This window comes from Saccharopolyspora galaxeae (assembly GCF_016526145.1).
GTDB classification, from domain to species: Bacteria; Actinomycetota; Actinomycetes; order Mycobacteriales; family Pseudonocardiaceae; genus Saccharopolyspora_C; species Saccharopolyspora_C galaxeae.
The window spans coordinates 227,147-249,415 of record NZ_JADDUE010000004.1 but is presented as its reverse complement, the minus strand read 5'-3'; the positions used below and the strand labels follow the sequence as shown (position 1 = coordinate 249,415).

The 22,269-nt window shown below is 72.2% G+C and carries 19 protein-coding genes and 1 riboswitch; of the genes, 14 read left to right on the top strand and 5 right to left on the bottom strand.

Features of this window, described 5'->3' with window-relative positions; genetic code table 11:
• The first annotated feature begins 34 nt into the window (after positions 1–34).
• Positions 35–1,351: a CynX/NimT family MFS transporter gene (locus INP57_RS11540; RefSeq protein ID WP_200070141.1), complete on the top strand. Its 1,317-nt coding sequence runs from the start codon at positions 35–37 to the stop codon at positions 1,349–1,351.
• A gap of 24 nt (positions 1,352–1,375) precedes the next feature.
• Here the strand turns inward: INP57_RS11540 and INP57_RS11535 are convergent, their stop codons facing one another.
• Together INP57_RS11535 and INP57_RS11530 are read right to left on the bottom strand one after the other, a co-directional pair.
• On the bottom strand, positions 1,376–1,879 hold the full coding sequence (locus INP57_RS11535) for a metallophosphoesterase family protein (RefSeq protein WP_200070140.1): 504 nt from the start codon (positions 1,877–1,879) through the stop codon (positions 1,376–1,378).
• 20 nt (positions 1,880–1,899) lie between these two features.
• Positions 1,900–3,300, bottom strand: coding sequence for a mycothione reductase (locus INP57_RS11530; protein ID WP_200070139.1), 1,401 nt, complete (start codon positions 3,298–3,300; stop codon positions 1,900–1,902).
• Between the two features lie 278 nt (positions 3,301–3,578).
• Here INP57_RS11530 and INP57_RS11525 point away from each other — a divergent pair, with 278 nt between their 5' ends.
• The 3 genes from INP57_RS11525 (at position 3,579) to INP57_RS11515 (ending at position 6,213) form a co-directional block, all read left to right on the top strand.
• Positions 3,579–4,838, top strand: a complete 1,260-nt coding sequence (locus INP57_RS11525) for a sensor histidine kinase (protein ID WP_200070138.1) — start codon at positions 3,579–3,581, stop codon at positions 4,836–4,838.
• A gap of 118 nt (positions 4,839–4,956) precedes the next feature.
• A complete protein-coding gene (locus tag INP57_RS11520; protein WP_200070137.1) occupies positions 4,957–5,622 on the top strand; it encodes a response regulator in 666 nt (221 codons plus the stop codon).
• 288 nt (positions 5,623–5,910) lie between these two features.
• Complete coding sequence (locus INP57_RS11515; protein WP_233627349.1) at positions 5,911–6,213, top strand: PLD nuclease N-terminal domain-containing protein; 303 nt, start codon at positions 5,911–5,913, stop codon at positions 6,211–6,213.
• 15 nt (positions 6,214–6,228) lie between these two features.
• On the opposite strand, the gene INP57_RS11510 is transcribed toward INP57_RS11515, so the two are convergent.
• Both INP57_RS11510 and INP57_RS11505 read right to left on the bottom strand, forming a co-directional pair.
• Positions 6,229–7,359 (bottom strand): VanZ family protein, encoded by a 1,131-nt coding sequence (locus INP57_RS11510; protein WP_200070136.1) that lies wholly within the window; start codon positions 7,357–7,359, stop codon positions 6,229–6,231.
• Between the two features lie 18 nt (positions 7,360–7,377).
• Entirely contained in the window at positions 7,378–7,923 is a 546-nt protein-coding gene (locus INP57_RS11505; RefSeq protein WP_200070135.1) for a YbhB/YbcL family Raf kinase inhibitor-like protein, read from the bottom strand.
• 489 nt (positions 7,924–8,412) lie between these two features.
• Here INP57_RS11505 and INP57_RS11500 point away from each other — a divergent pair, with 489 nt between their 5' ends.
• Positions 8,413–9,258: a helix-turn-helix domain-containing protein gene (locus INP57_RS11500; protein ID WP_200070134.1), complete on the top strand. Its 846-nt coding sequence runs from the start codon at positions 8,413–8,415 to the stop codon at positions 9,256–9,258.
• 267 nt (positions 9,259–9,525) lie between these two features.
• Complete coding sequence (locus INP57_RS11495; RefSeq protein ID WP_200070133.1) at positions 9,526–10,413, top strand: S1 family peptidase; 888 nt, start codon at positions 9,526–9,528, stop codon at positions 10,411–10,413.
• 94 nt (positions 10,414–10,507) lie between these two features.
• On the opposite strand, the gene INP57_RS11490 is transcribed toward INP57_RS11495, so the two are convergent.
• Entirely contained in the window at positions 10,508–11,131 is a 624-nt protein-coding gene (locus INP57_RS11490; protein WP_200070132.1) for a LysE family translocator, read from the bottom strand.
• A 383-nt stretch (positions 11,132–11,514) separates the two neighbouring features.
• Between INP57_RS11490 and INP57_RS11485 the strand changes: the two genes are divergently transcribed.
• From INP57_RS11485 to INP57_RS11450, 8 genes are all read left to right on the top strand, one after another.
• Positions 11,515–12,252 (top strand): S1 family peptidase, encoded by a 738-nt coding sequence (locus tag INP57_RS11485; protein ID WP_233627348.1) that lies wholly within the window; start codon positions 11,515–11,517, stop codon positions 12,250–12,252.
• Between the two features lie 74 nt (positions 12,253–12,326).
• Positions 12,327–12,785: a GNAT family N-acetyltransferase gene (locus tag INP57_RS11480; RefSeq protein ID WP_200070130.1), complete on the top strand. Its 459-nt coding sequence runs from the start codon at positions 12,327–12,329 to the stop codon at positions 12,783–12,785.
• A 72-nt stretch (positions 12,786–12,857) separates the two neighbouring features.
• Positions 12,858–12,984, top strand: a riboswitch (cobalamin riboswitch).
• A 58-nt stretch (positions 12,985–13,042) separates the two neighbouring features.
• Complete coding sequence (locus INP57_RS11475) at positions 13,043–15,181, top strand: magnesium chelatase subunit D family protein (RefSeq protein ID WP_200070129.1); 2,139 nt, start codon at positions 13,043–13,045, stop codon at positions 15,179–15,181.
• Positions 15,182–15,567: 386 nt separating this feature from the next.
• Complete coding sequence (cobO, locus tag INP57_RS11470) at positions 15,568–16,182, top strand: cob(I)yrinic acid a,c-diamide adenosyltransferase (protein ID WP_200070128.1); 615 nt, start codon at positions 15,568–15,570, stop codon at positions 16,180–16,182.
• The gene (locus INP57_RS11465; protein ID WP_200070127.1) at positions 16,179–17,603 is read left to right on the top strand and encodes a cobyrinic acid a,c-diamide synthase CobB; all 1,425 of its coding nucleotides are present in this window, start codon (positions 16,179–16,181) and stop codon (positions 17,601–17,603) included. The genes cobO and INP57_RS11465 overlap by 4 nt, the downstream gene beginning before the upstream one ends.
• A 143-nt stretch (positions 17,604–17,746) precedes the next feature.
• Positions 17,747–19,261, top strand: coding sequence for a cobalt-precorrin-4/precorrin-4 C(11)-methyltransferase (locus INP57_RS11460; RefSeq protein ID WP_200070126.1), 1,515 nt, complete (start codon positions 17,747–17,749; stop codon positions 19,259–19,261).
• Between the two features lie 136 nt (positions 19,262–19,397).
• Positions 19,398–20,630 carry a bifunctional cobalt-precorrin-7 (C(5))-methyltransferase/cobalt-precorrin-6B (C(15))-methyltransferase gene (locus INP57_RS11455; RefSeq protein ID WP_233627347.1) on the top strand — a complete coding sequence of 411 codons (1,233 nt, stop codon included), beginning with the start codon at positions 19,398–19,400 and terminating at the stop codon, positions 20,628–20,630.
• A complete protein-coding gene (locus tag INP57_RS11450) occupies positions 20,630–22,042 on the top strand; it encodes a cobalamin biosynthesis protein (RefSeq protein WP_200070125.1) in 1,413 nt (470 codons plus the stop codon). The genes INP57_RS11455 and INP57_RS11450 overlap by 1 nt, the downstream gene beginning before the upstream one ends.
• The last annotated feature ends 227 nt before the right edge of the window (positions 22,043–22,269 follow it).

Sequence of the window (22,269 nt, the reverse complement as noted above, 5' to 3'; positions counted from 1 at the left end):
TCCGAACATCCTACGTTTGACAGAATAGGTGGCGATGTCTGCCGAGTCGCACACCCAGCACGCCCACGACCGCGGGAACCGCGGCGTGACGGCCCAGGATGCCAGCACCGCCGACGGTTCCGGACCGCTGTCCCGGGCCGAAGCGCTGCCGAACGAGGGCGCCGCGGAGAACGTGGTCAACACCCGGCACCGCGCGTTGGCAGGAGGCGCGCTGCTGCTGGCGGGAGTGGCGCTGGCCTCGGCGAACATGCGTCCCGCGGTGACCAGCCTCAGCTCGATCCTCGGCGAAGTGCGCGACTCGGTCGGCGCGAGCAGCACGTGGGCCAGCGTCGTGACCGCGGTGCCCACGCTGTGCTTCGGTGTCGCGGCGCTGGCCGCACCGGTGCTGTCCCGGCGTTGGGGCATGAACCCCGTCGTCGGCGGTTCGCTGGCGTTGCTGACGGTCTCGCTGGTGGTCCGCGTGCTCGGCGGATCGTGGGTGCTGCTGGGCGGGACCGTGCTGGCCTGCGTGGCGATCGCGATGTGCAACGTGCTGATCCCGGTGGTGGTCAAGGAGTCCTTCCCGAACCGGGTCGGCGCCGCGACCGGGCTTTACACGACGGCGCTGGCCGCAGGAAGTGCCGCCGGATCGGCGGTGACGCCCTGGCTGGACTCGCTCGTCGGCAGCTGGCGGCTCGCGCTGGCGACCTGGATGGTGCTTGCGCTGGCGGCGCTGCTCGTGTGGGTGCCCGGCAGTCGCCGGACCGGCAGGACGGTGGCCGCGGCCGAGCCGGGGACCGGCATGCGTTCGATGCTGCGCAGCCCGCTCGCCTGGCTGGTCACCGGCTACTTCGGCCTGCAGTCGACCACCGCGTACATCGTGATGGGCTGGCTGCCCGAGGTGTTCAAGGGCGCCGGGATGGACGCGACCACGGTCGGCGTGCTGATGGGGGTGCTGCTGCTGGTCGGCGTGCCGATCAACATGGTGCTGCCGCCGCTCGTGACCCGGACCCGAGGCCAGTCGTGGTGGGCGGTGCTGATGGGAGTGCCGCCGTTGGCCGGTGTGCTCGGGTTGCTGCTCGCGCCGCTGGCGGCGCCGCTGCTGTGGGCGCTGCTGATCGGCGTGAGCGTGAGCGCGATCTCGCTCGCACTGGCGTTGATCTCGCTGCGCACCACCAACGCCGCCGACACCGGCCAGTTGTCGGCCATGTCGCAGAGCATCGGCTACGTCGTCGCCTCGGTGGGCCCGTTCCTGTTCGGCGTGCTGCACGAGATCACCGGCAACTGGTCGGCCTCGCTGACCGCCGTGCTCGGCTTCATCACCGCGCAGACCGTGATCGGATTCCTGGCCGGGCGGCCCCGAACGATCTGAGCCCGCACGATCCGGACGGGCGGCTCACCCGCGCCCGGGCAGCCGGTGCAGCTGCACCTCGCCGAGGCCGCCGGCGGTGAGATCGGCGGTCAGGTAGGTGCAGTGCGGTTGCCGCCGCTGATCCGTCGGCGAACCGGGGTTGAGCAGCCGCATCCCGGCCGGCGTCACGCTGTCCCACGGGATGTGGCTGTGCCCGAACACCAGCACGTCGACGTCCGGGTACGCCTTGTCGCAACGCCGCTCCCTGCCTTGCGCTGCGCCGGTCTCGTGCACCATCGCGAACCGCAGCCCACCGAGTTCCGCGCGTGCCACCTCCGGCAACCGGCGCCGCAACTCGTCGCCGTCGTTGTTGCCGTGGACGCCGATCAGCCGCGCGCTGCGCTCGGCCAGCTCGTCGAGCAGGTAGGGCTCGACCCAGTCACCGGCGTGGAAGACCACGTCGGCCGCATCGACCTGCGACCACACCTCGTCCGGCAGCGCCTTGGCCCGTTTGGGCAGGTGCGTGTCCGCGATCAGCAGCAGGTGCAACGGCACTCCTCGCGACCGGGTCATTCCGCGAGCGGCAGGCCGAGCAGCGCGTTCTCCAGCAGTTCCGGCATCGCCGGGTGGATCCAGTACTGGCCGCGCGCCATCCGGCGGGCGTCCAGGCCGAACTCCATCGCCTGCACCAGCGGTTGCAGCAGCGTCGGGGCCTGCGGCCCGATGATGTGCGCGCCGAGGATCCGGCCGCTCGCCGGGTCGGCGAGCAGCTTGGCGAAACCGGTGGTGTCCTCCATCGCCCAGCCGTAGGCGATCGCGCCGTACTCCTGGACCTTGCTGACGTACTCGACGCCGTGCGCCTGGGCGTCCTGCTCGGTGAGCCCGACCGCGGCGATCTGCGGCGCGGAGAACACCGCGTGCGGCACGTGCGCGTGGTCGGACTCGATCTGCTCGTCCGGGTGCAGCAGGTTGTGCTGCACGACCCGCATCTCGTGGTTGGCGACGTGCTTGAGCTCGTGATCGGAGCTGATGTCGCCCAGCGCCCACACCCCGTCCACGGAGGTCCGCTGCCGGGAGTCGACCTCGATCTTGCGGTCGGCGCGCAGCCGCAGCCCGCCGGTCTCGGCATCGATCAGGTCGCTGTTGGGTTCGCGGCCGACGGCCACCAGCAACTGCTCGGCCTCGACGGTTTCCGCGCCGTCCGGGCCTTCCAGGTGCAGCCGCACGACGTCGCCGTCTCGTTCGGCCGCGAGCGCCTTGCGGTTCAGCCGCACGTCCCAGCGTTCGGCGGCCAGCTCGGTGAACCGCTCCGAGACGTCGACGTCCTCGGCGCGCAGCAGCCGCCCGGATCGCCCGATCACGGTGACCTCGACGCCCAGCGCGGAGAACACGTGCGCGAACTCGGCGCCGACGAACCCGGTGCCGAGGATGATCATCCGCGGCGGCAGCGCGTCCAGCCGCATCACGCTGTCGCTGGTGTGGAAACCGGTGTCGTCGATGCCGGGGATGTCCGGAGTCGTCGGCCGCCCGCCCGCGGCGACCACGAACCGGTCGGCGGTCAGCGTCTCGGGCCCGTCCGCGGTCTCGACGGTGAGCTGCTTGATACCGGTGAACCGCGCCTCGCCCTCGAACAGCGTCACGTTGTCGCTGCCCGCTGCGCGGTAGCGCCTGCCGCCGTCGGAGATCGCGTCGATCCGGCCGAAGATCCGGTCCCGGACGTCGCGCCAGCGCACGTCCCGCAGTTCGAGGTCGACCCCGAGCCTGCTCCCGGCACCGGGTGCCGCGGCGACGTCGGCGGTGTGCACCAGCATCTTCGTCGGGATGCAGCCCACGTTCAGGCAGGTCCCGCCGTAGGAGGAGGCGCTGCCGATGCCCTTCTCCACGAACGCGACGTTCCAGTCGGCGAACCGCTCGTCGGCGATCGAGTTGCCGGAGCCGCTGCCGATGATGACCAGGTCGAAGTGGGGCATGTCCATCCTGTGCTGTCGGGTGCGTGCCGGGGCCGGTCGGTGTTCGGGCCGCTGCGCGTTTGGTTCGCCGGTCCTGCGGGGTAGTCGCCGGACGATGTCCGCCGCGATCCGTTCAACTTCCGCGGCGGCCCGGGGATTCCCAGCGGCCGGAGCCGAGCCTGCCGCTCCCGCGCCCGCCGGTGGGAATACCGCGAAGGTTTACCCGGTATCTCCACCGCTGGTTTGTCGACCGGCACCGGCCGTGATCATTAACTTGGGCGAGCGCATCATTGTGCGCGATGCCGAAGAGGGTGCGGCCGCATGATGTGCACGGGGAGGCAGAGGTGGGGGTGGCCCCCGGGGGTGGTCATCTCCACCTGCCCACCGAGCATTCCCGAGGCCCGGCCGCGATCCTGACCGGCTGGCTGCATCGGCACCCGCTGCTCGCGGACTTCGCGCTGGCCATGGCCTTCGTGGTAGTCGTGGCGATCGGCCCGGAAGACGTGGTCGAAAGCGGTGCGGCCGGAGCGCTGGCCCACGTGCTGGTCTTGCTCAGCGGTGTGCCGCTGGTGCTGCGCCGGAAGTTCCCGCTCGGGGTGCTGCTGGTGGTGACGGTGGCCCTCGCGGTGTTCTACGGAATCGGCTGCAAGACCTCCCTCGGCGTGATCGGGCCGCTGCTGGCGGCTTACACGGTCGGAGTGCACAAACCGTTTCCGCTGGCCGCCGCGGGCACCGGGGTCGCCACCGCGGTGATCTACACCGGGGCTGCTGTCGGTACGCCCGCCGACCTGATGCCCTCCGCCGTGCTGTTCGGCACGACGCAGGCGGCGATCGCGCTGACCGCCGGTCACGTGGTGCGGCTGCGCCTGCGGCAGGCCGAACAGCTGCGCCGGGATCGGGACCGGGAAGCCGAACGTGCGGTCACCGAAGAACGGATGCGCATCGCGCACGAGTTGCACGACGTGGTCGCGCACCACCTGTCGGTCGTATCGGTGCAGGCCGGTCTGGCCCGCTACGTGTTCGACTCGGATCGGGAGACCGCCCGCGACGCGCTCGGCACGATCTCGACGGCGGCCCGCGGCTCGCTCGACGAACTGGCGAGGCTCCTGAGCGTGCTCCGGCCGCAAGCCGAGGACGGTCCCGCGGACGCCGACCGGTTCCACCCGCAGCCGGGGCTGGCGGACCTGCCCGCGCTGGTCGAGAGCATCCGCGCCGCAGGCGTGCAGGTCGAGCTGAGCAGCGAGGGCGAACCGCGCCCGCTGTCGCCGGGGGCCGAACTCTGCGCCTACCGGATCGCGCAGGAAGCGCTTACCAACGTGCTCAAACACGCTCCGGACAGCGCCGTCGCCGTGGTGCTGCGGCACCAGGGCGAGCAGCTGGAGCTGCTGGTCAGCAACAGCGCAGCGGCCGCCCCGGCGTCCGCAGGCTCGTCCGGGCACGGTTTGATCGGCATGTGCGAACGCGCGAAGATGTACGGCGGCACGGTCGAGAGCGGGCCGCGCCGCGAAGGTGGTTTCCAGGTGGTGCTGCGGCTGCCGCGGCCGCGCGAGGAGCACTGAGCGGTGCTGCCGCGGCCGCGCGAGATACACCGGGCGGTGCTGCGGCGGCCGCGCGAGAAACACCGGGCGGTGCTGCCGCGGCCGCGCAAGAAGCACTGACCGCTCCGGGAACGAACGCATGACCAGCGTGTTGGTCGTCGACGACCAGGATCTGCTGCGGGCGGCGTTCGCCGCGCTGCTGCGCGCCGCCCCGGGGATCGAAGTCGCCGGCGAGGCCGCCGATGGCCGCGCCGCCGTGGAACTCGCGGCGCAGCTGCGGCCGGACGTGGTGCTGATGGACATCCGGTTGCCGGAGATGGACGGGGTGCGCGCCACCGAACTGATCCTGGCCGAACCGCCGCGGCCGGGCGTGCTGGTGCTGACCGTTTTCGACCTCGACGAGTACGTCTACGCTGCGCTGCGCGCGGGCGCCTCCGGCTTCCTGCTGAAGGACGGCCCGCCGGAGGAGCTGATCAACGGGGTGCGCGCGGTCGCCGACGGCGGGATGTTGTTCGGCCCCACCATCACCCGTCGTCTGGTGGAGACCTACACCCGCGGGCCGCAGCCCCGCGGTGGCGTGCCCGCGGAACTGTCCGCGCTGACCCGGCGGGAGCTGTCGGTGCTGGAGCTGATCGCGACCGGAGCGACCAACGCGGAGATCGCCGAACGCCTCGGCGTCGGCGAGGCCACGGTGAAAACCCACGTCAACCGCGCCATGACCAAGATCGGCGTGTCCAGCCGCGCGCAGGCCGTGGTCGTCGCCTACGAAACGGGCCTGGTCGTGCCGCGGCACTGCCACGAGTGATCAGCGGTAGCACGGTGAGCGGCTGCGCCGCCTCGGCCGTTCGGCCGATCTTGCCCGGGTGCGGGCGAACGCCGGAACGGCCTCGGCGTCGAGGTGCCGGGAGGTCGTTGTCGTTCGGCCGGTCAGCGGATCGGTTCGCGCGCTCGCCCGGTGGCTTGTGGTGCGCGATCCGGCTTGTCCCGAAGTACGACCGAGCCCGGGCCGATGTGCCGATCCGCGCCGGAACGCGTCATGCCAAGATCTTTTATGTCCGGCGGCACGGAGCCGCCGGCGCGGAACCTACGGGAGATGGGGACAACGATGACGGACCAGGCTTCTTTGCTCGCACAGCAGAACAACCTCGCCGAAGGCGCCGGCGTGGGCGACTACATCGCCGGGGGCGCTGTCGGCCTCGGCATCACCGGAATTCTGATCGCGCTGGCCGTGCTGTTCATCGCCGCACTGGTCAGCGTGCTCCGTTCGCCGCTGACCGGCGGGATGAAGCTGGTGTGGATCGTGATCGCGTTCGTGGCGCCGTTCCTGGGCAGCTTGGCCTGGTTCGTGTTCGGCCGTCGCGACGCCTACGACAGGAAGTCGCTCGCCGCGTCCTGAAGGTCCACCGGATCGTCAGCGGTGTTGCGCCGCTGACCCGGTGCGGTCCGCGGGATCGCCGGGGCGGGCATCGGCCACCGCCGTCCCGGCCGCTCTGCCGCTGATGCCGCGATGGTTCCGGGTGCGCAGGACGCCGAACGCGTGCGCCGCGCACCACAGGACCGCCAGCGCGGCACCGGCCTGCGGCCACACCAGGTTCGCGAGCGCTTCGAGCAGCGCGAGCCCGCCGAGTCCGGACAGCCAGCGCACCAGCACCGCCCGCGCACCCGGGCTCCGATCGCCCGCGACGGTGCGCAACAGGACGGTGCGCTGGCCCAATGTGGTGCCGCCCCCGGCCAGCGGGACGAGCAGCAGCACCAGCGCGGGCAGCAGCCACAACGCGGCCGACTCGACCAGCTCGCCCAGCCCGGGCGGCACCTGAGCGCCCGTCGCGCCCAGCGCGAGCTGCGTGCCGCGCCCGATGATGAGTCCCAGCCACACCAGCGCCAGCACGTCGCAGCTCATGCCGAGCAGCCTGCGCCGCGCGGTGACCGGCCGGGGCGTTCCCGCGTCCGCCGCGCTGCGCTGGCCCGGCAGCAGCCGCAGCAGCGGGGCCGCGACCGCTCCGGCCAGCGCTCCGGTGGTGTTGGCGAGCAGGTCGTCGACGTCGAACAGCCGGTAGGGGCACGGGTACAGGAACCAGATGCCGGTGATCTGGGTGACTTCGACCAGCAGTGAGGCCGCGAACCCGGCCAGCACCGTCCACGGCAGGCTCAGCCGCCCCAGGTACCGCCCGAACATGCCCAGCGGCACGAACAGCAGCACGTTGAACCCGAACTGCTGCACCGAGCCGTCCGCGAGCAGCCCGGTCAGCTCCATCCAGTGCTGCGGGCGCCGGAGGCCGTCGAAACCGGCCAGCGGCCGCCATTGCGGCTCCAGCTCGCCGAAGACCTCGCAGAACCCGGGAGCCACCGGCGGCAGCGGCACCAGCACGTAAGCCACCAGCCCCAGCGCGTACAGCAGGGCCGCGAGGAACAGCAGCAACGTGCCGGGGCGCAGCTCACCGCGCCTGCGGTGCTCGCGTGCGACGAACGGGACGAACAGCAGCACCGCCAGCGCCACCGCCACCAGCGAGGCGACGACGGCGGGCAGCACCCGGACGCTCACCGGGACCTCCGCGCGGGATCAGTGCGCGTAGGTCGGCGCGAGCACCGCCCGCGCCAGCGTGTTGAACGCCACGTTGAAGCTGACCACGGCCGGGGTGACCTGGTCGTCCACCCCGAGCTTCTCCACACCCAGCGCGTGCACCGCGAAGATGTAGCGGTGCGCGCGGTCGCCGGGCGGCGGGGCGGCGCCCGCGTAGGCGCGCTCGCCCAGGTCGTTGGGCACCTGGAAGGAACCGGAAGGCACGCCGGAGCCGGTGCGCCCGCCCGCGCCCGCGGCCAGTTCGGTCACCGTCGGCGGCACGTCGACCAGCACCCAGTGCCAGAACCCGCCGGGGATCGGGGCGTCCGGGTCGAAGCAGGTGACCACGAAGCTCTTGGTGGCTTCCGGGAAGCCTTCCCAGCTCAGTTGCGGGGACACGTTGCCGCCGTCGGCGCCCATCCCGTCGTAGGCGTGGGTGAGCGCCATCTGCTCGTCCTCGGCCACGTCCTTGGAGGTGAGCGTGAACGCGGGGACCTCGGGCAGCAGCGAGTACGGGTCCGGGTCGACGGGGCGTTCCAGGCTCATCGGTCTCCTCCTCAGCCGATACGGGTGGCGGGCGGTTCTTGCGTTCGCCCGCGCGCAGCTTAGTAGGCGGCTGTCGGGCCTCTGCGCGGTCCTGCCGGGCACGGGTGAGGCTGCAAGAATCTGCAAGTCTTCACTTGATCGAGTTATTGTCGGCGCGCGCCGCCCTCGAGATCATGGGCGCAGCACGCCGGTCTTGGTCGACGCCGGAAATCTCCGGCCGCTCGCCGGATCCGCACCCGCCGGTCCCGAAGTGGTGGGAGGATCCGCAGCGGCGCCGAGAACGACCGGCACCGCACCGGATCGCGGCACGATCAGAGCGGGCAGGCCCGCCGATCTGGCCGCCCACGGTTTCGGGGAGATGCCCGTGGCAGGTGCGACCGGGGCGGACCAGCACTTCCGGCCGGCGTGCGCAGTTCCTGTCCGTGCTTGCGGGCGCCGAAGGTTCGGCGTCCTCGTCGGGGGATGTCGATGCTGGGGGAAACCGCAGCCATGCCGGGTAACCGTCACACGTCGGTCCGTTCACGCCAACTCGCCACCGAGCTGCGCAGATACCGCGAGCGCAGCGGCTTCAGCTGCACCGACGCGGGCGCCCGCCTCGGTGTTTCCGGCAGCAAGATCAGCCGGATCGAGACCGGTGCCAGCGGGGTCCAGCTCGCCGATGTGCAGGCGTTGCTGGGCTTGTACGAGGTGGCCGAGCAGGAGCGCACTGCGCTGGTTGAACTCGCCCGCAACGCGGGCCGCACCGCGTGGTGGCAGCGCCCTTCGGCCGCCCCGCAGAGCTGGCGGGAGTTCTTGAACTACGAGGGCAAAGCGGTCCGGATGCACAGCTTCGAGCCGCTGCTGGTGCCGGGCCTGCTGCAGACCGCGGAATACGCCCGCGCGGTGATCTCCGGAATGGCCCCGGAGCATTCCGAGGCCGAGCTGGACGACCTGGTAGCCACCCGGATGGCCCGCCAGATGATCCTCAGCCGCAGCCGGGCGCCGCTGTTCCACGCGGTCGTGGAGGAACACGCGCTGCGCCGCCCGATCGGCGGGCCGGGCGTGATGAAACGACAACTGCTGCACCTGCTGGTGATGATGGAGTCCGACCACGTCTGCCTGCGCGTGGTGCCGCGCCAGGTGGGGGCGTATCCGGGGCTGCACGGCTCGTTCCTGCTTTTCGAGTACGACGGCGAGCCGGACATCGTGTTCCAGGAGAACCACCACGCGTCGGTGTTCCTCGACTCGGACAGCGCGGTCAGCTGCTACCGCCAGCTCCTGCGCAACATCGTGCGAGCCGCGAACCCCCCGGACACCAGCGCCGAGCTGATCCGCGAGGTCCTGCACGAGCAGTGAGCGATCGCTGCGCGCGGGTGCCTCCGCGGTTGGGCTCCGGAAAGTCCACATAGGACTAATTCGTGCTGCTCCGATCGAGGAGTTCTCCCGCTATATCACCTGTTCAGGTAAAGACGATCGGCCGTTGTGGACTGTGACCGAGCCGTGATCCGCTTTGTCCGCGACACTGTCCGCGCACCGGGGCAGCGCCGGTTGACCACCGCGCCGCGATACCGGCTGATCCATGCAGGACGAGCGGGATGACAGGGCGATTCGGAGGACAGCGGGATGACAGGAATTCGCGGGAAGACCGGACCTTCGGGGCTGGCCGGAACTTCGGAGACGGCCGGGAAACCGACTTCCCGGTGGTGGTCGGCGGCCGGAGCGCTCGCCGCGGCGGCGTTCGCCACAGCGGCGATCAGCGCACCGGTCGCGGCGGCCCCGCAACAATCGGCCCCGCAACAGCAGGCCCCGCAACAGCAACCGCCGCCCACCAGCAAGGTCGTCGGCGGCGAACCCGCCAGCACCGATGACTTCCCGTGGGTCGTCTACCTCACCGACGCCTCGGGCAACCAGTTCTGCGGGGGCACGCTGGCCGCGCCGGACAAGGTCGTCACCGCCGCGCACTGCGTCACCGGCGGGCCGCCCGAGATGACCGTCGTGGCCGGTCGCGACGACAAGCTCAGCAGCGACGGCGACGAAGTCGGCGTCCGCGGCACCTGGGTGCACCCGGATTACCAGCAGGCCACCAGCGGTTCGGACGTCGCGGTGCTGACCCTGGAACGGGACCTGCCGCAGACTCCGCTGCAGCTGGCGCAGCCGCAGGATTCCGGGCTCTACGAGCCGGGCCAGGAGGCCACGGTGCTCGGCTGGGGCAGCACGAGCGAAGGCGGCACCCCGTCCCGCACGCTGCGCCAGGCGACCCCGCCGATCACCACCGACCAGCAGTGCTCCGATGCCTACAACGGGCAGTACGACCCGGAGGCGATGGTCTGCGCCGGGCTGCCCGCGGGTGGCGTGGACAGCTGCCAGGGCGACTCGGGCGGGCCGCTGGTCGTCGACGACCGGCTGATCGGGATCGTGTCCTGGGGCAACGGTTGCGCCCGGCCCGGCCAACCGGGGGTTTACACCCGCGTGGCCAGCTACTACGACGAGGTGCAGGCGCAGTTGAGCTGATCCGGGTTCAGCCGGAGCAGGGCCGGGGCGCGCGCCGGGCGCCCCGGCCTTCGCATGTTCCGGGGCGGTGCCTGAGAAATCGGCCGGAAGCGGCTCAGCTCGCGACGAGGCCGACCGAGATGGTCAGGAACGCGGCTGCGCTGACCATGTCCAGCGAGCGCGCCACCCGCGGATGCCGCAGCCGGTCGGCGATGCGCGCGGCGGCCAGCACGACGGTGATCTCCCAGATCGCGGCCACCACCAGGAACACCGCGCCGAGCATGATCAGTTGCAGCGTCGGCGCGGTGGCGCCGCCCACGAACTGCGGCAGGAACGCGAGGCTGAACAGCAGCATCTTGGGGTTCGTGATGTTGCTCAGCAGCCCCTGCAGGTACGGCCGCCGCACCGGGGCGCCGCCGCCGAGTTCTTCGCCGCTTCGCTTCCGCGTCAGCCACAGCCCGCGCACGATCGTCGCCGCCAGGTAAACGAGGTACGCCGCGCCCGCCCATTTCAGCGTGGACAGCACCGCCGGGTTGCTCGTGATCAGCGCGCCGAGCCCGCAGATCACCAGCGCGACCTGCGCGATGCTGCCGCTGTGGATGCCGGCCAGCGCCCGCAGCCCGGCTCCGGTGCCCTGCCGCAGCGAGGTCCGCAGCAGCAGGAACGCGTCCACACCGGGCGTGAGCACTACTACTGCACTGGCGAGCAGGAACGCAGGCAGCGTCGTGAAGTCCAGCATGGCGGGTTCGCTCCTCCTACTCGGGCGCGCGAAGGCACGGCGGGCCGCGCGGCCGCCGGGCAAGATTCACCGGATCGTGGGTGATCTCGGGAGTCCGCATCGTCGCGGTCTCCGGATCAACGAAATGAGTGGCTGGATGAACGGTGGATGAAGAGCTTGATCGACGTTCTTTTTCCTGCCGATGACCATACTAACGAAAAATTTTGCCGTCTGGATGTGAGTTCAGCCTCCTGACCTCTACGTGACCGGGCCGCTACGGTGTGCCGCCGTAGATCCCCGCGACCATGGAGGCCGACGTGTTCAACGGCAGCGCTCGCAAGTTCCGGCTCCCGCTGCGAAGGCTGTTCGCGGGGTGCTCCGCGGGAGCCGCTGCCGTGGCGCTGATGAGTCCGGTCGCGTCCGCCGAAACACCCGGCGGCGGCAAGGAACGCGTCGTCGGCGGGGAGGGCACCGGGATCGAGGCCGCGCCTTGGGCGGTCGCGCTGACCGACCCGGACGGCAACCAGTTCTGCGGCGGGACGCTGGTCGCCCCGGACAAGGTCGTCACCGCCGCGCACTGCACCTTCGACACCGCCACCGCGCAGCCGCGCGCCGTGGGAGAGCTGCGCGCGGTGACCGGGCGGGAAGATCTGCGCACCTCCGCCGGGACGGTTTCGGAAGTTCGCGAAGTCTGGGTGCACCCCGAGTTCCGGGACGTCGGCCACGGCCACGACGTCGCCGTGCTGACCCTGACCGCTCCGGCGCCGCAGCCGCCGCTGCCGATGGCCGGGGCCGGAGAAGTCGAGCCCTACCGGCCCGGAACTCCGGCCCGCGTCTACGGCTGGGGCCGCACCACCGAGTACGGGTCCACTTCGGACACACTGCGCTCCGCCGACGTGCCGATCAACAGCGACGAGCAGTGCCGCAACACCTACCCGGAATACGACGGCACGACCATGGTCTGCGCCGGACTCCCCGAAGGCGGCCGGGACGCGTGCACCGGCGACTCCGGTGGCCCGCTGGTCGCCGAAGGCAGGCTGGTGGGAGTCGTCTCCTACGGCGCGGGATGCGGGCGCCCCGGCGCCCCCGGCGTCTACGCCCGGATTTCCGGTGTCGCCGCCGAGATGGCGTCGCAGCTGTGACGACGACAGTGGCGTTTACTACTTCGCCGCAGGTGAATGCGGGTCGCGCGGCCCGCGTGTGATATCCCGGAGTGGTGACGCTGCAACCGCTTGCCACCGCTGTGCAACGCGCCTACACGGCCGACCTCGACGCCGAGGACTTCTACAGACTGCTGCGCCTGCGGGTGGACGTGTTCGTGGTCGAGCAGCAATGCCCCTACGCCGAGCTCGATGGCCGAGACTTGGACAGCCGCACCCGGCACTTCTGGATCGACTCGGCCGACGGCTACGTGCTCGGCTACCTGCGGCTGCTGGAGGACGCCGGTGGCGGTTTCCGGATCGGCCGGGTGGCCACCGCGAAGAACGCCCGGGGGATGGGGCTCGGCGCGAAGCTGATGCGCGCGGCGCTCGCCGAGGTGCGCAGTTCGCCCGCGGTGCTCTCGGCGCAGACCCGGGTGCTGGAGTTCTACCGCCCGTTCGGCTTCGAGCCCTCCGGTGAGGAGTACCTCGAAGACGGCATCGCGCACATCGACATGTTGCGCTGCCCGGCGTGATCGCTGCCGCAGCGAGGTTCCTCGGCATCGGCTGATCTGCGACGATGCTCGCTGGTCCCAGCCAGGGCAGGTCAGGAAGCCGGTGCGAGTCCGGCACGGTCGGCGCCACTGTGACCGGGGAGCGGGTCCCCTTCGCGAGCCACCGGGACGCCTGGGAAGGCCGGGGAAGTTCCGCGCGGATCCGGGAGTCAGGACACTGCCTCGCCCCGGCACAGCCGACATCGGGGCGTCCGAGACCCGAGGAAGGAACTCCTGGCATGACTGCTCCCGCGAGGGCGCGCTTTCCGTTCTCCGCCGTGGTCGGGCACGACGACCTGCGGCTGGCTCTGCTGCTCAACGCGGTGCACCCGCGCATCGGCGGCGTGCTGGTGCGCGGCGAGAAGGGCACCGCGAAGTCCACTGTGGTCCGTGCGCTGGCTGCGCTGCTGCCCGCGCTGGACGTGGTCCCGGACTGCCGGTTCGGCTGCTCCCCGCAGCAACCCGACCCGGAGTGCCCGGACGGCCCGCACGCGGCGACGGCCGCCGAGCAGCGGTCCGCCGAGCTGGTGGAACTGCCGGTCGGGGCCACCGAGGACCGGCTGGTGGGGTCGCTGGACTTGGAGAAGGCGCTGACCGAGGGAGTCCGGGCCTACCAACCGGGTCTGCTGGCCGCCGCGCACCGCGGAGTGCTCTACGTCGACGAGGTCAACCTGCTGCACGACCACCTGGTGGACCTGCTGCTGGACGCGGCGGCGATGGGGCGCGCGCACGTCGAGCGGGAAGGCGTGTCCATCACGCACGCCGCCTCGTTCCTGCTGGTCGGCACGATGAACCCGGAGGAAGGTGAGCTGCGTCCGCAGCTGCTGGACCGCTTCGGCCTCACCGTGCAGGTCTCGGCTTCGCGGGAGGTAGCCACGCGCACCGAGGTGGTGCGGCGGCGGCTCGAGTTCGAGGCCGACCCGGCGGGTTTCGCGCAGCAGTGGGCCGAGCAGGACGCCGAGCTGGCCGAGCGGATCGCGGCCGCCCGCGCCCGCGTCGAGTCGGTGGTGCTGCCGGATTCCGAGCTGCGCCGGATCTCCGCGCTGTGCGCGGCGTTCGACGTGGACGGGATGCGCGCGGACCTGGTGCTGGCCCGCACCGCTGTCGCGCACGCCGCTTGGCGCGGTGCGGACGCGGTCGAGGAGGTCGACGTCGAGGCGGGCTCCCGGCTGGCGCTGCCGCACCGGCGGCGCCGCGATCCGTTCGACGAGCCGGGTGTGGACGAGGAGCAGTTGCAGCAGGCGCTGTCCGATGCCGCGGAGCACGCCGAGGACTCGGGCGACGACTCCGGGGACGCTGGGGATTCGGGCGACGCTGGGGATTCGGGCGACGACGAACCGCCGGACGGACCGGACGACGGGCCGGGCGGCGGATCTCCGGACGGCGGTCCGGACGACGGCCCGGACGGTCCCGGTGGCGGACAAGCCCAGCAGCCGCCGGAGAGCGCTGCTGATCAGCAGAACGGGCAGCAGCAGGAGAAATCCGGCGGCAACGGCCCGGCGCCCGCGGGCAAGCCGCCCGCCGCGCCCGCTCCGGCCTTCCGCGCCCGACTGCTGGAAGTCCCCGGGGTCGGCGAAGGCGCGCCCGGCCGCCGTTCCCGCGCGCGCTCCCGCACCGGCCAGACCATCCGTTCCTCCACAGTGGACGGAAATGGCGTGCACCTGCCCGCCACGCTGACCGCCGCCGCCCCGCACCAGCTCGCGCGCGGGCGCAGCGGCCCGGGACTCGTGCTGCACCAGGAAGACGTCCGCCGGTCGGTGCGCGAAGGCCGCGAGGGCAACCTGGTGCTGTTCGCCGTGGACGCCTCCGGCTCGATGGCCGCCAGGGAGCGGATGTCCGCGGTCAGCGGCGCGGTGCTGTCCCTGCTGCGGGACGCCTACCAGCGGCGCGACAAAGTGGGCGTGGTGACGTTCCGCGCCGGTGCCGCGGAACTGGCGCTGCCGCCGACCTCGTCGGTGGAGATCGCCGCCTCCCGGATGCGCGATCTGCGCACCGGCGGCCGCACTCCGCTGGCCGACGGCCTGCTGAAAGTCCGCAAGGTGGTGCAGACCGAACGCACCCGGGACCCGCGCAGGCGCCCGCTGCTGGTGCTGCTCACCGACGGCAAGGCCACGATTCCGGCCGGTGAAGCGGCCGGCGGTGGGCGCTCCGGCGCGCAGCGCGCGGTGCGGGATTCGTTGCGTGCGGCCGGATTGCTGGCCGGGCTCGGAGTGGCTTCGGTGGTCGTCGACTGCGAGCAGGGCATGGTCCGGCTCGGCTTGGCCGGGCAGCTCGCCACCGCGCTCGGCGGGGCCTGCCTGCGGCTCGAGGAGCTCTCCGCGGACGCGGTCGCTGGAGTGGTGCGCGCGGCCCGCGACGGCGTGGCAAAGGCCGCCTGATTCCGATTCGGTCACAACACGCGCGGGCAGGTGTAGGAATATCCCGGCGAACTTGGTAAGGTGTTCTTCGTCCACCTGACCCCCAGGGGTGGACCACGAGGCGCCCTCGCGCTCCCGATGACCCCCAGGTCGGTTGAGCGCGGGGGTGCTTTCTACGCACCTCGGCGAATCTCGCGCACCAGCCGCAATCCCGCGGCGTACCGGTGGAATCCGGGCAAACGATTTCGTCGCCGAGGCCGTTCGGGCGCGGTGCAACGGGTGCGTCGCCGGTTGCAGTGTGCCGGGCCGCTCTGCGACCTCGGCCGGTTGCGCGCGCAACGGTGTTCCGGCGCACTCCGCCGAGCTGGTCCTGCGATCTCGGCCGCGCCGTGGCTTAGGCTCGGGCCATGCCGCAGGGAAAACCATCGACCGTCCCGGACGACGGGCTGACCACCCGCCAACGCCGCAACCGCCCGCTGCTGGTCGTGCACACCGGCGAGATGAAGGGCAAGTCCACCAGCGCGTTCGGCATGGCGCTGCGCGCGTGGAACCAGGGCTGGCCGGTCGGGGTCTTCCAGTTCGTCAAGTCCGCCAAGTGGAAGGTCGGCGAGGAGAACGCGTTCCGCGCCCTCGGGCGGCTGCACTCCGAAACCGGTGAAGGCGGGCCGGTCGAGTGGCACAAGATGGGCGAAGGCTGGTCGTGGGCCCGCAAGCAGGGCACCGAACAGGACCACGCCGAGGCCGCGCTGGAGGGCTGGCACGAGATCGCGCGCCGGCTGGGCGAGCAGCGGCACGGCATGTACGTGCTGGACGAGTTCACGTATCCGCTGCACTGGGGCTGGGTCGACGTCGCCGAAGTGGTTTCGACGCTGCAGGACCGGCCCGGCCACCAGCACGTGGTGATCACCGGCCGGAACGCGCCGCCGGAACTCGTCGAGGCCGCCGACCTGGTGCTGGAGACCGGCAAGATCAAGCATCCGATGGACACCGGGCAGAAGGGCCAGAAGGGCATCGAGTGGTGAGCCCGCGGGTCGTCATCGCCGCGCCCGGTTCCGGGCAGGGCAAGACGACGGTGGCGACCGGCCTGCTCGGCGCGCTGCGCCGCCGGTCGCTGCGGGTGGCGCCGTTCAAGGTCGGCCCGGACTACATCGACCCCGGCTACCACCGGGTGGCGGCCGGGCTGCCGGGGCGGAACCTGGATCCGGTGCTGGTCGGGCAGCAGCGGATCGCGCCGTTGTTCCGGCACGGCAGCGCGGGCGCGGACATCGCGGTGGCCGAAGGCGTGATGGGGCTTTTCGACGGCAAGCTCGACGCGGGCGCGGACGGGCCCGCGTTCGGTTCCACCGCACAGGTCGCGGACCTGCTGCGGGCTCCGGTCGTGCTGGTCGTGGATGCCCGCGGGCAGAGCCAGAGCCTCGCCGCGCTGCTGCACGGGTTCCGCAGCTTCCAGCCGGGAGTGCGGCTGGCCGGGGTGATCCTCAACCAGGTGGGCTCGGACCGGCACGAACAGGTGCTGCGGGACGCGGCGGAATCGGTGGGGCTGCCGGTGCTGGGCGTGCTGGGGCGCACGGACGGGCTGAGCGTGCCGTCGCGGCACCTGGGCCTGATCACGGCCGCGGAGCACGGCGGCGCCGCGTCCGAGGCCGTGGACGCGATGACCGACGCCGTGGAAGCAGGCGTGGATCTGGACGCGGTGATCCGGCTGGCCCGCGAAGCGCCGGAGCTGCCGGACGAGCCGTGGCGGCCCGCGGACGAGGTCGCCGCGCCGGCGGATCGGCCCGGTGCGGATCGGCCAGGCGCGGATCTGGCGTCCCGGCCGGTGATCGCGGTCGCCGGCGGTCCGGCGTTCACCTTCGCCTACACCGAGCACGTCGAGCTGCTGACCGCGGCGGGCGCCGAGGTCGCGGTGCTCGACCCGCTGCGCGACGAGCGGCTGCCGGAGGGAACTCGCGGACTGGTGCTCCCGGGTGGATTTCCGGAGCAGCACGCGGCCGAGCTGTCCGCGAACTCCGCGCTGCGCGCGGAGATCACCCGCTTCGCCGAGACCGGGGCGCCGATCCACGCCGAGTGCGGCGGGCTGCTCTACCTCGCCGAGGAGCTGGACGGTCATCCGCTGTGCGGGGTGCTGCCCGCGCGTGCGGAGATGTCCCCGACGCTGACGCTGGGCTACCGCGAGGCGGTCGCGGCCACGGACTCGCCGTTGTGCCAGCGCGGTTTCCGGCTCAACGGGCACGAATTCCACCGCACCAGGCTGCAGCCGGGCAGCGGCCCCGAGCCTGCCTGGTACTGGCGTGCGGGCACGGCGGTGTCCGAGGGTTTCGTGCGCGGCGGGCTGCACGCCTCCTACTTGCACACTCACCCGGCCGGGGCGCCGGAGCTGGTGTCGCGCTTCGTGGCCTCCTGTTCGCAGCGGGTCACCGGGGATGCAGACACGGCAGTGTGAACGCCGGTCGACCACCAGGTACGGTTTCTGCGGCTGCGCGGCTGCGCTGGGTGACCCCGGGCGGGCCGCGCATTGTCCTCAGTGGACTGATCGGGCCCGGTTCCGCGGCCGCGCACCGGCGAGGCGACAAGAGGAGAGCAACAGTGAGTGGGCGGATCTCGTTCATCGGAGCCGGACCCGGCGCGGCCGACTTGATCACGGTCCGCGCGGCGCGGCGCATCGCCGAGGCCGATGTCGTGGTGTGGTCCGCCAGCGTGCTCGCGCCCGAGTGCGTGCGCGAACACGCCGCAGCCGACGTCGAGCTGATCGACTCCTCGCAGCTCAACCACGAGCAGGCCGTGGAGGTCTACCGGCGCGCCGAGCGGGACAAGCTCCGCGTGGTCCGGTTGCACGCGGGTGATCCGGCGCTGTGGGGCGCGGTGCAGCAGCAGTACGACGCGTGCACCCGGATGGACCTGGAAGTCGAGATCGTGCCCGGCGTCGCCGGGTTCACCGCGGCCGCGGCCGCCGTCGGCCGCGAGCTGACCGCGCCGGAGAGCGCGCAGTCGGTGGTGCTGACCCGGCTCGGCGGCACGACACCGGAATCCGAGCAGGTGCGCGAGTTCGCCCGGCACGGCACGACGATGGCGGTGACGCTGCCCGCCTCCCGCGCCGGGCACTTCGTGGAGGAGCTGCGCGCCGGGGGCTACTCCGACGACGTGCCGGTGCTGGTGGCCTACAAGGTCAGCCTGCCCGACGAGCTGCTGGTGCGGACCACCATCGGTGAGCTGGAGCAGGCGGTGAAGTCCCGCAAGCTGTGGCGCAACGCGCTGTTCCTGGTCGGCAAAGCGCTCGATTCGGGCAAGCGGGCGGACTCCGGCTACCGGCGCGGCGACCCTTCGGCCAGGCGGCGTTCCTACCGCCCGTCGGGTTCGCGGCGCCGCGGTGCGCGGCCGGAAGCGGATCCGGAGGACCTGCCGCAGCAGCGTGCGGTCGGCGATGCCTCCGACGCCCCGGTGCGCGATTCCGCCGAGCAGGGCCGTGCGGGCGCGGTGCCGAACATCGCTTGGTGGGCGGTGCGTGAATGGCAGGAGGCGGCGCGCGGTTCGGCCCGGGTGGCTTCCCGCTCCCGGCGCGCCGAGGACCCGGGGCAGTCGGATCTGTTCGGTTCGCAGCGCAACACCGATGCGGCCGAGGAACCCGAACCGGCCGACGAGCCCGCGCGGCCCGCGCTCTCCTTGGTGCGCTCGGAAGCGGAACTTCCCGCCGCTGCGGAGGAATCCGGTGTCGAGGACCAGGACGCGGCGTCCTCCGCGGAGCAGGTTTCGGAGACGCAGGAACAGCAAGCCCGCGAGTCCGCGGAACCCGAGACGGTCGATGCCTCGGAGGTGACCACCGGGTCGGAGGCCGGCTCCGGAGCCACCGGCGAGCCCGAGGTTTCCGACGACACCCAGGTTTCCAGTGGTGCCGAAACCTCGAGCGGATCCGAGGACTCCAGCGAGCCGGACACGCCCGCCGGGGCCTCCAGCACGGCCAACGGCACGCGCACGACCGCGAAAACCCGCTCGCGCAGCACCAAGTCCACGAAGTCGCAGTCCAAGACGCCCGCGAAGTCCTCCGGCCGATCCCGTTCCGCCGGGACCAAGTCGGCCAAGCGCAAGAACGACTCCGCCGACTGACTCCACTGTGGACCGGGACGCCGCGGCTGCGCGGCGCCCCGGCCCGTGCGACAGGCGGGCACGCGGCCTCCGCGTGCCCGGCCACCACGTCCCCGCTCCCGGCGGCCGGGCGTGGCAAGGTGGTGATGTTCGTGCGATGAGACGGCGTGCACGCCGGGACGAGGTGGGTGACGTGACGGTCACGGTGGTCGGGATCGACGGTGCGGGGCTGCCCGCGGGTGCCGCGGAGGCGCTGGGGTCGGCGCGACTCGTGGTGGGAGCGCGCAGGAATCTCAACGCGCACGCCCCCGAGCAGGCCCGGACGCTGGAACTGGAACCGCTGGAGTCCGCGCTCGGCGCGCTGTCCGCATTGGCCGGTGCGGAGACCGGCGTGGTGCTGGTGGACGGCGACCCCGGTTTCTTCGGCGTGCTGCGGTCGTTGCGGGACCGCGGGATCCGCTGCTCGGTGCTGCCCGCCGCCTCGGCGGTGGCGAAGCTGATGGCGCACATCGGCCGCCCGTGGGAGGACGTGCCGGTGGCCGTCCCCGGCGAGCAGGACCTGCCGAGGGTGATCAACCTGTGCCGGGCGCGCCCGGCCGTGCTGGTGCTGACCGCACCGGACGCCGGTCCGGCGCAGCTGGCCTCCGGACTGGCGGGCTGGCGGCGGACGCTGCTGGTGGGCGAGGACGTCGGCGGTCCGGACGAGAAGTTCACGCCGGTCGATCCGGCCGAGGCTGCCACTCGCACTTGGGCGGCGAATTCGGTCGTGCTGTGCACGAACCAGGCGCACGAGCAGGGGCCGCGCAGCTGGCTGTTCGGGGGTGAGCGGCTGCCCGACTCGTGGGGCCTGTCCGAGGACGAGTTCTCGCACCGCGACGGCGACATCACTCCCGCCGAGGTGCGGGCGGTGGCGCTGGCCGAGCTCGCCCCGCGTCCCGGCACGCTGGTGTGGGACGTCGGCGCCGGTTCCGGTTCGGTCGCGGTGGAATGCGCCCGGATGGGCTCGGCCACGGTCGCGGTCGAGTCGGACGAGGCGCAGGTGGTGCGGCTGGTGACGAACGCGGCCGGGCACGGCGTGGACGTGCGGGTCGAGGAGGGCGAAGCTCCGAAGTCGTTGCGGGAACTGCCGAAACCGGACGCGGTCTTCGTCGGCGGCGGTGGCGCCGACGTGGTCACCGCCTGCGCGCACGCCGGTGCCTCGCGGGTCGTGATCGAACTGACGGAGCTGGAGCGCGTCGGCCCGACCCGGGACGCGTTGCGCGCCGCGGGCTACGAGGTGCGGGGCGTGCAGCTGGCCGCGAGCCGGCTCGTCGAGCTGGACGACGGCGGCTCGAAGCTGGAACCGGCCGCCGCGGTGGTGGTGGTCTCCGGCCGCCGGAAGGAGCCGTAGTGCTCGGGCTGTTCCCGCGCACCCCGCAGGAGCAGCGCACCGCCGCCGACCTGGCCGCCCGCCTCGGCCCGGATGCGGTGCTGGTGGACGGCTCGACCGGACCCGCGCTAAGGCGGAATTGGTCCTCTTTGGACGCTGTGGTCCTGTTCCTCCCGGTGGGCGCGGCGGTCCGGTCGGTCGCGCCGCTGCTGCGCGACGAGGCGTCGGATCCGGACGTGGTGTGCGTGGACGAGCGGTTCGCGGTCACCGTTTCCGGCGGCTCGCGTGCCTTGGCCGAGCGGATTTCCGAGGTGCTGGGCCTTGTTCCGGTGGTCACCGCGGGTGCTGCGGTCGATCCGCTGGACGAGGTGCTGGACTCGCTGGACGCCACTGCGGACGGTTCGCTGGCCGAATGCGGCGCGGCGATCGCCGGTGGTGCGCCCGTGCTGCTGCGGAATCCGCGCGGATTCCCGATGCCTGCGCTGCCCTCGAACGTCTCGACCGACTGCGACGAGCCACTGTGGACGATCGTGGTGGATGATCGGCGCCCTGGTGCGGAACCGGGCGAGCACGAGGTGCGGATCCTCCCGCGCACGCTCGTGGTCGGGATCGGTTCGGTGCGCGGAGTTTCGCGCACCGCGGTTACCGGGCTGATCGCGAAGCTGGATCGCGAGCACGGGCTCGATCCGCGGGCCGTCCGCGCGTTCGCCACCGCGGAAGCGAAGGCCGACGAGAGCGGAATCCTGGAAGCGGTGCAGGACCTCGGGTTCTGGCACGCGACCGACGTCGAGTTGCCGCTGCGGCTCTACCCGGCGGACGAGTTGGCCGGGGTGCCGGTGCCGAATCCCAGTTCAGCGGTGCTCGCCGAGTCGGGAACGCCCAGCGTCGCCGAAGCGGCCGCGCTGCGGGCGGCGGAAGATGCGGCGGTCGGCGACGGGGATGCTGCTTCCGGGGCGGACCTTACGGCTGTCGTCCAGGAAGCTGCCCCCGATTCCGAGCCGGTCGTCTCCAACGGGCGCGACCTCTCCACCGGACCCGGCGAAGTGGCGGAACTGGTGGTCCCCAAGATCAGCGACGGCGGGGTCACCGTCGCGGTCGCCCGGGTCCGCCCGCGCGGGCGGCTCACCGTGATCGGCCTCGGTCCCGGCCCGGCGGACTTGCGCACGCCCCGCGCCGAGACCGAACTCCGCCGCGCTGCGGCGATCGTGGGTCGGGCCGAAGACCTGGACCTGGTGGGAGACCTCGTGCATCCAGGCGCGGTAACGCACGCGGCGGACTCCGGCTGCGCGGCAACCGCCGCGGCTCTCGCCCGCGAGGGCCGTCTGGTCGCCCTGGTCACGACCGGCGACGGGCTTCCGCTGCACACCGCCGCCCGCGCGGCAGCGGGCTCGAACTCCGTGCAGCTGCAACTGATCCCGGGCGTGCGCGCCTGAACGTCGGATCAACGCCGAACAGCCGACCGTGACGCGGGCAGTTGTCGGCGACCGTGCCCGTTGGGGCAGCACGGCGGGCACTTTCGGGCAACGGCGCTTCGCCCGATGGCGACGTGTCGGCTCTGGCGAGGGCAGGGAAATCCGGGCCACGCTGGTTCGACCGGCCTCGTGCGGCGATTGATCCGGGGAAAGTCTCCGTGCGGCGGCATTGCGTTGGGGTCGACCTT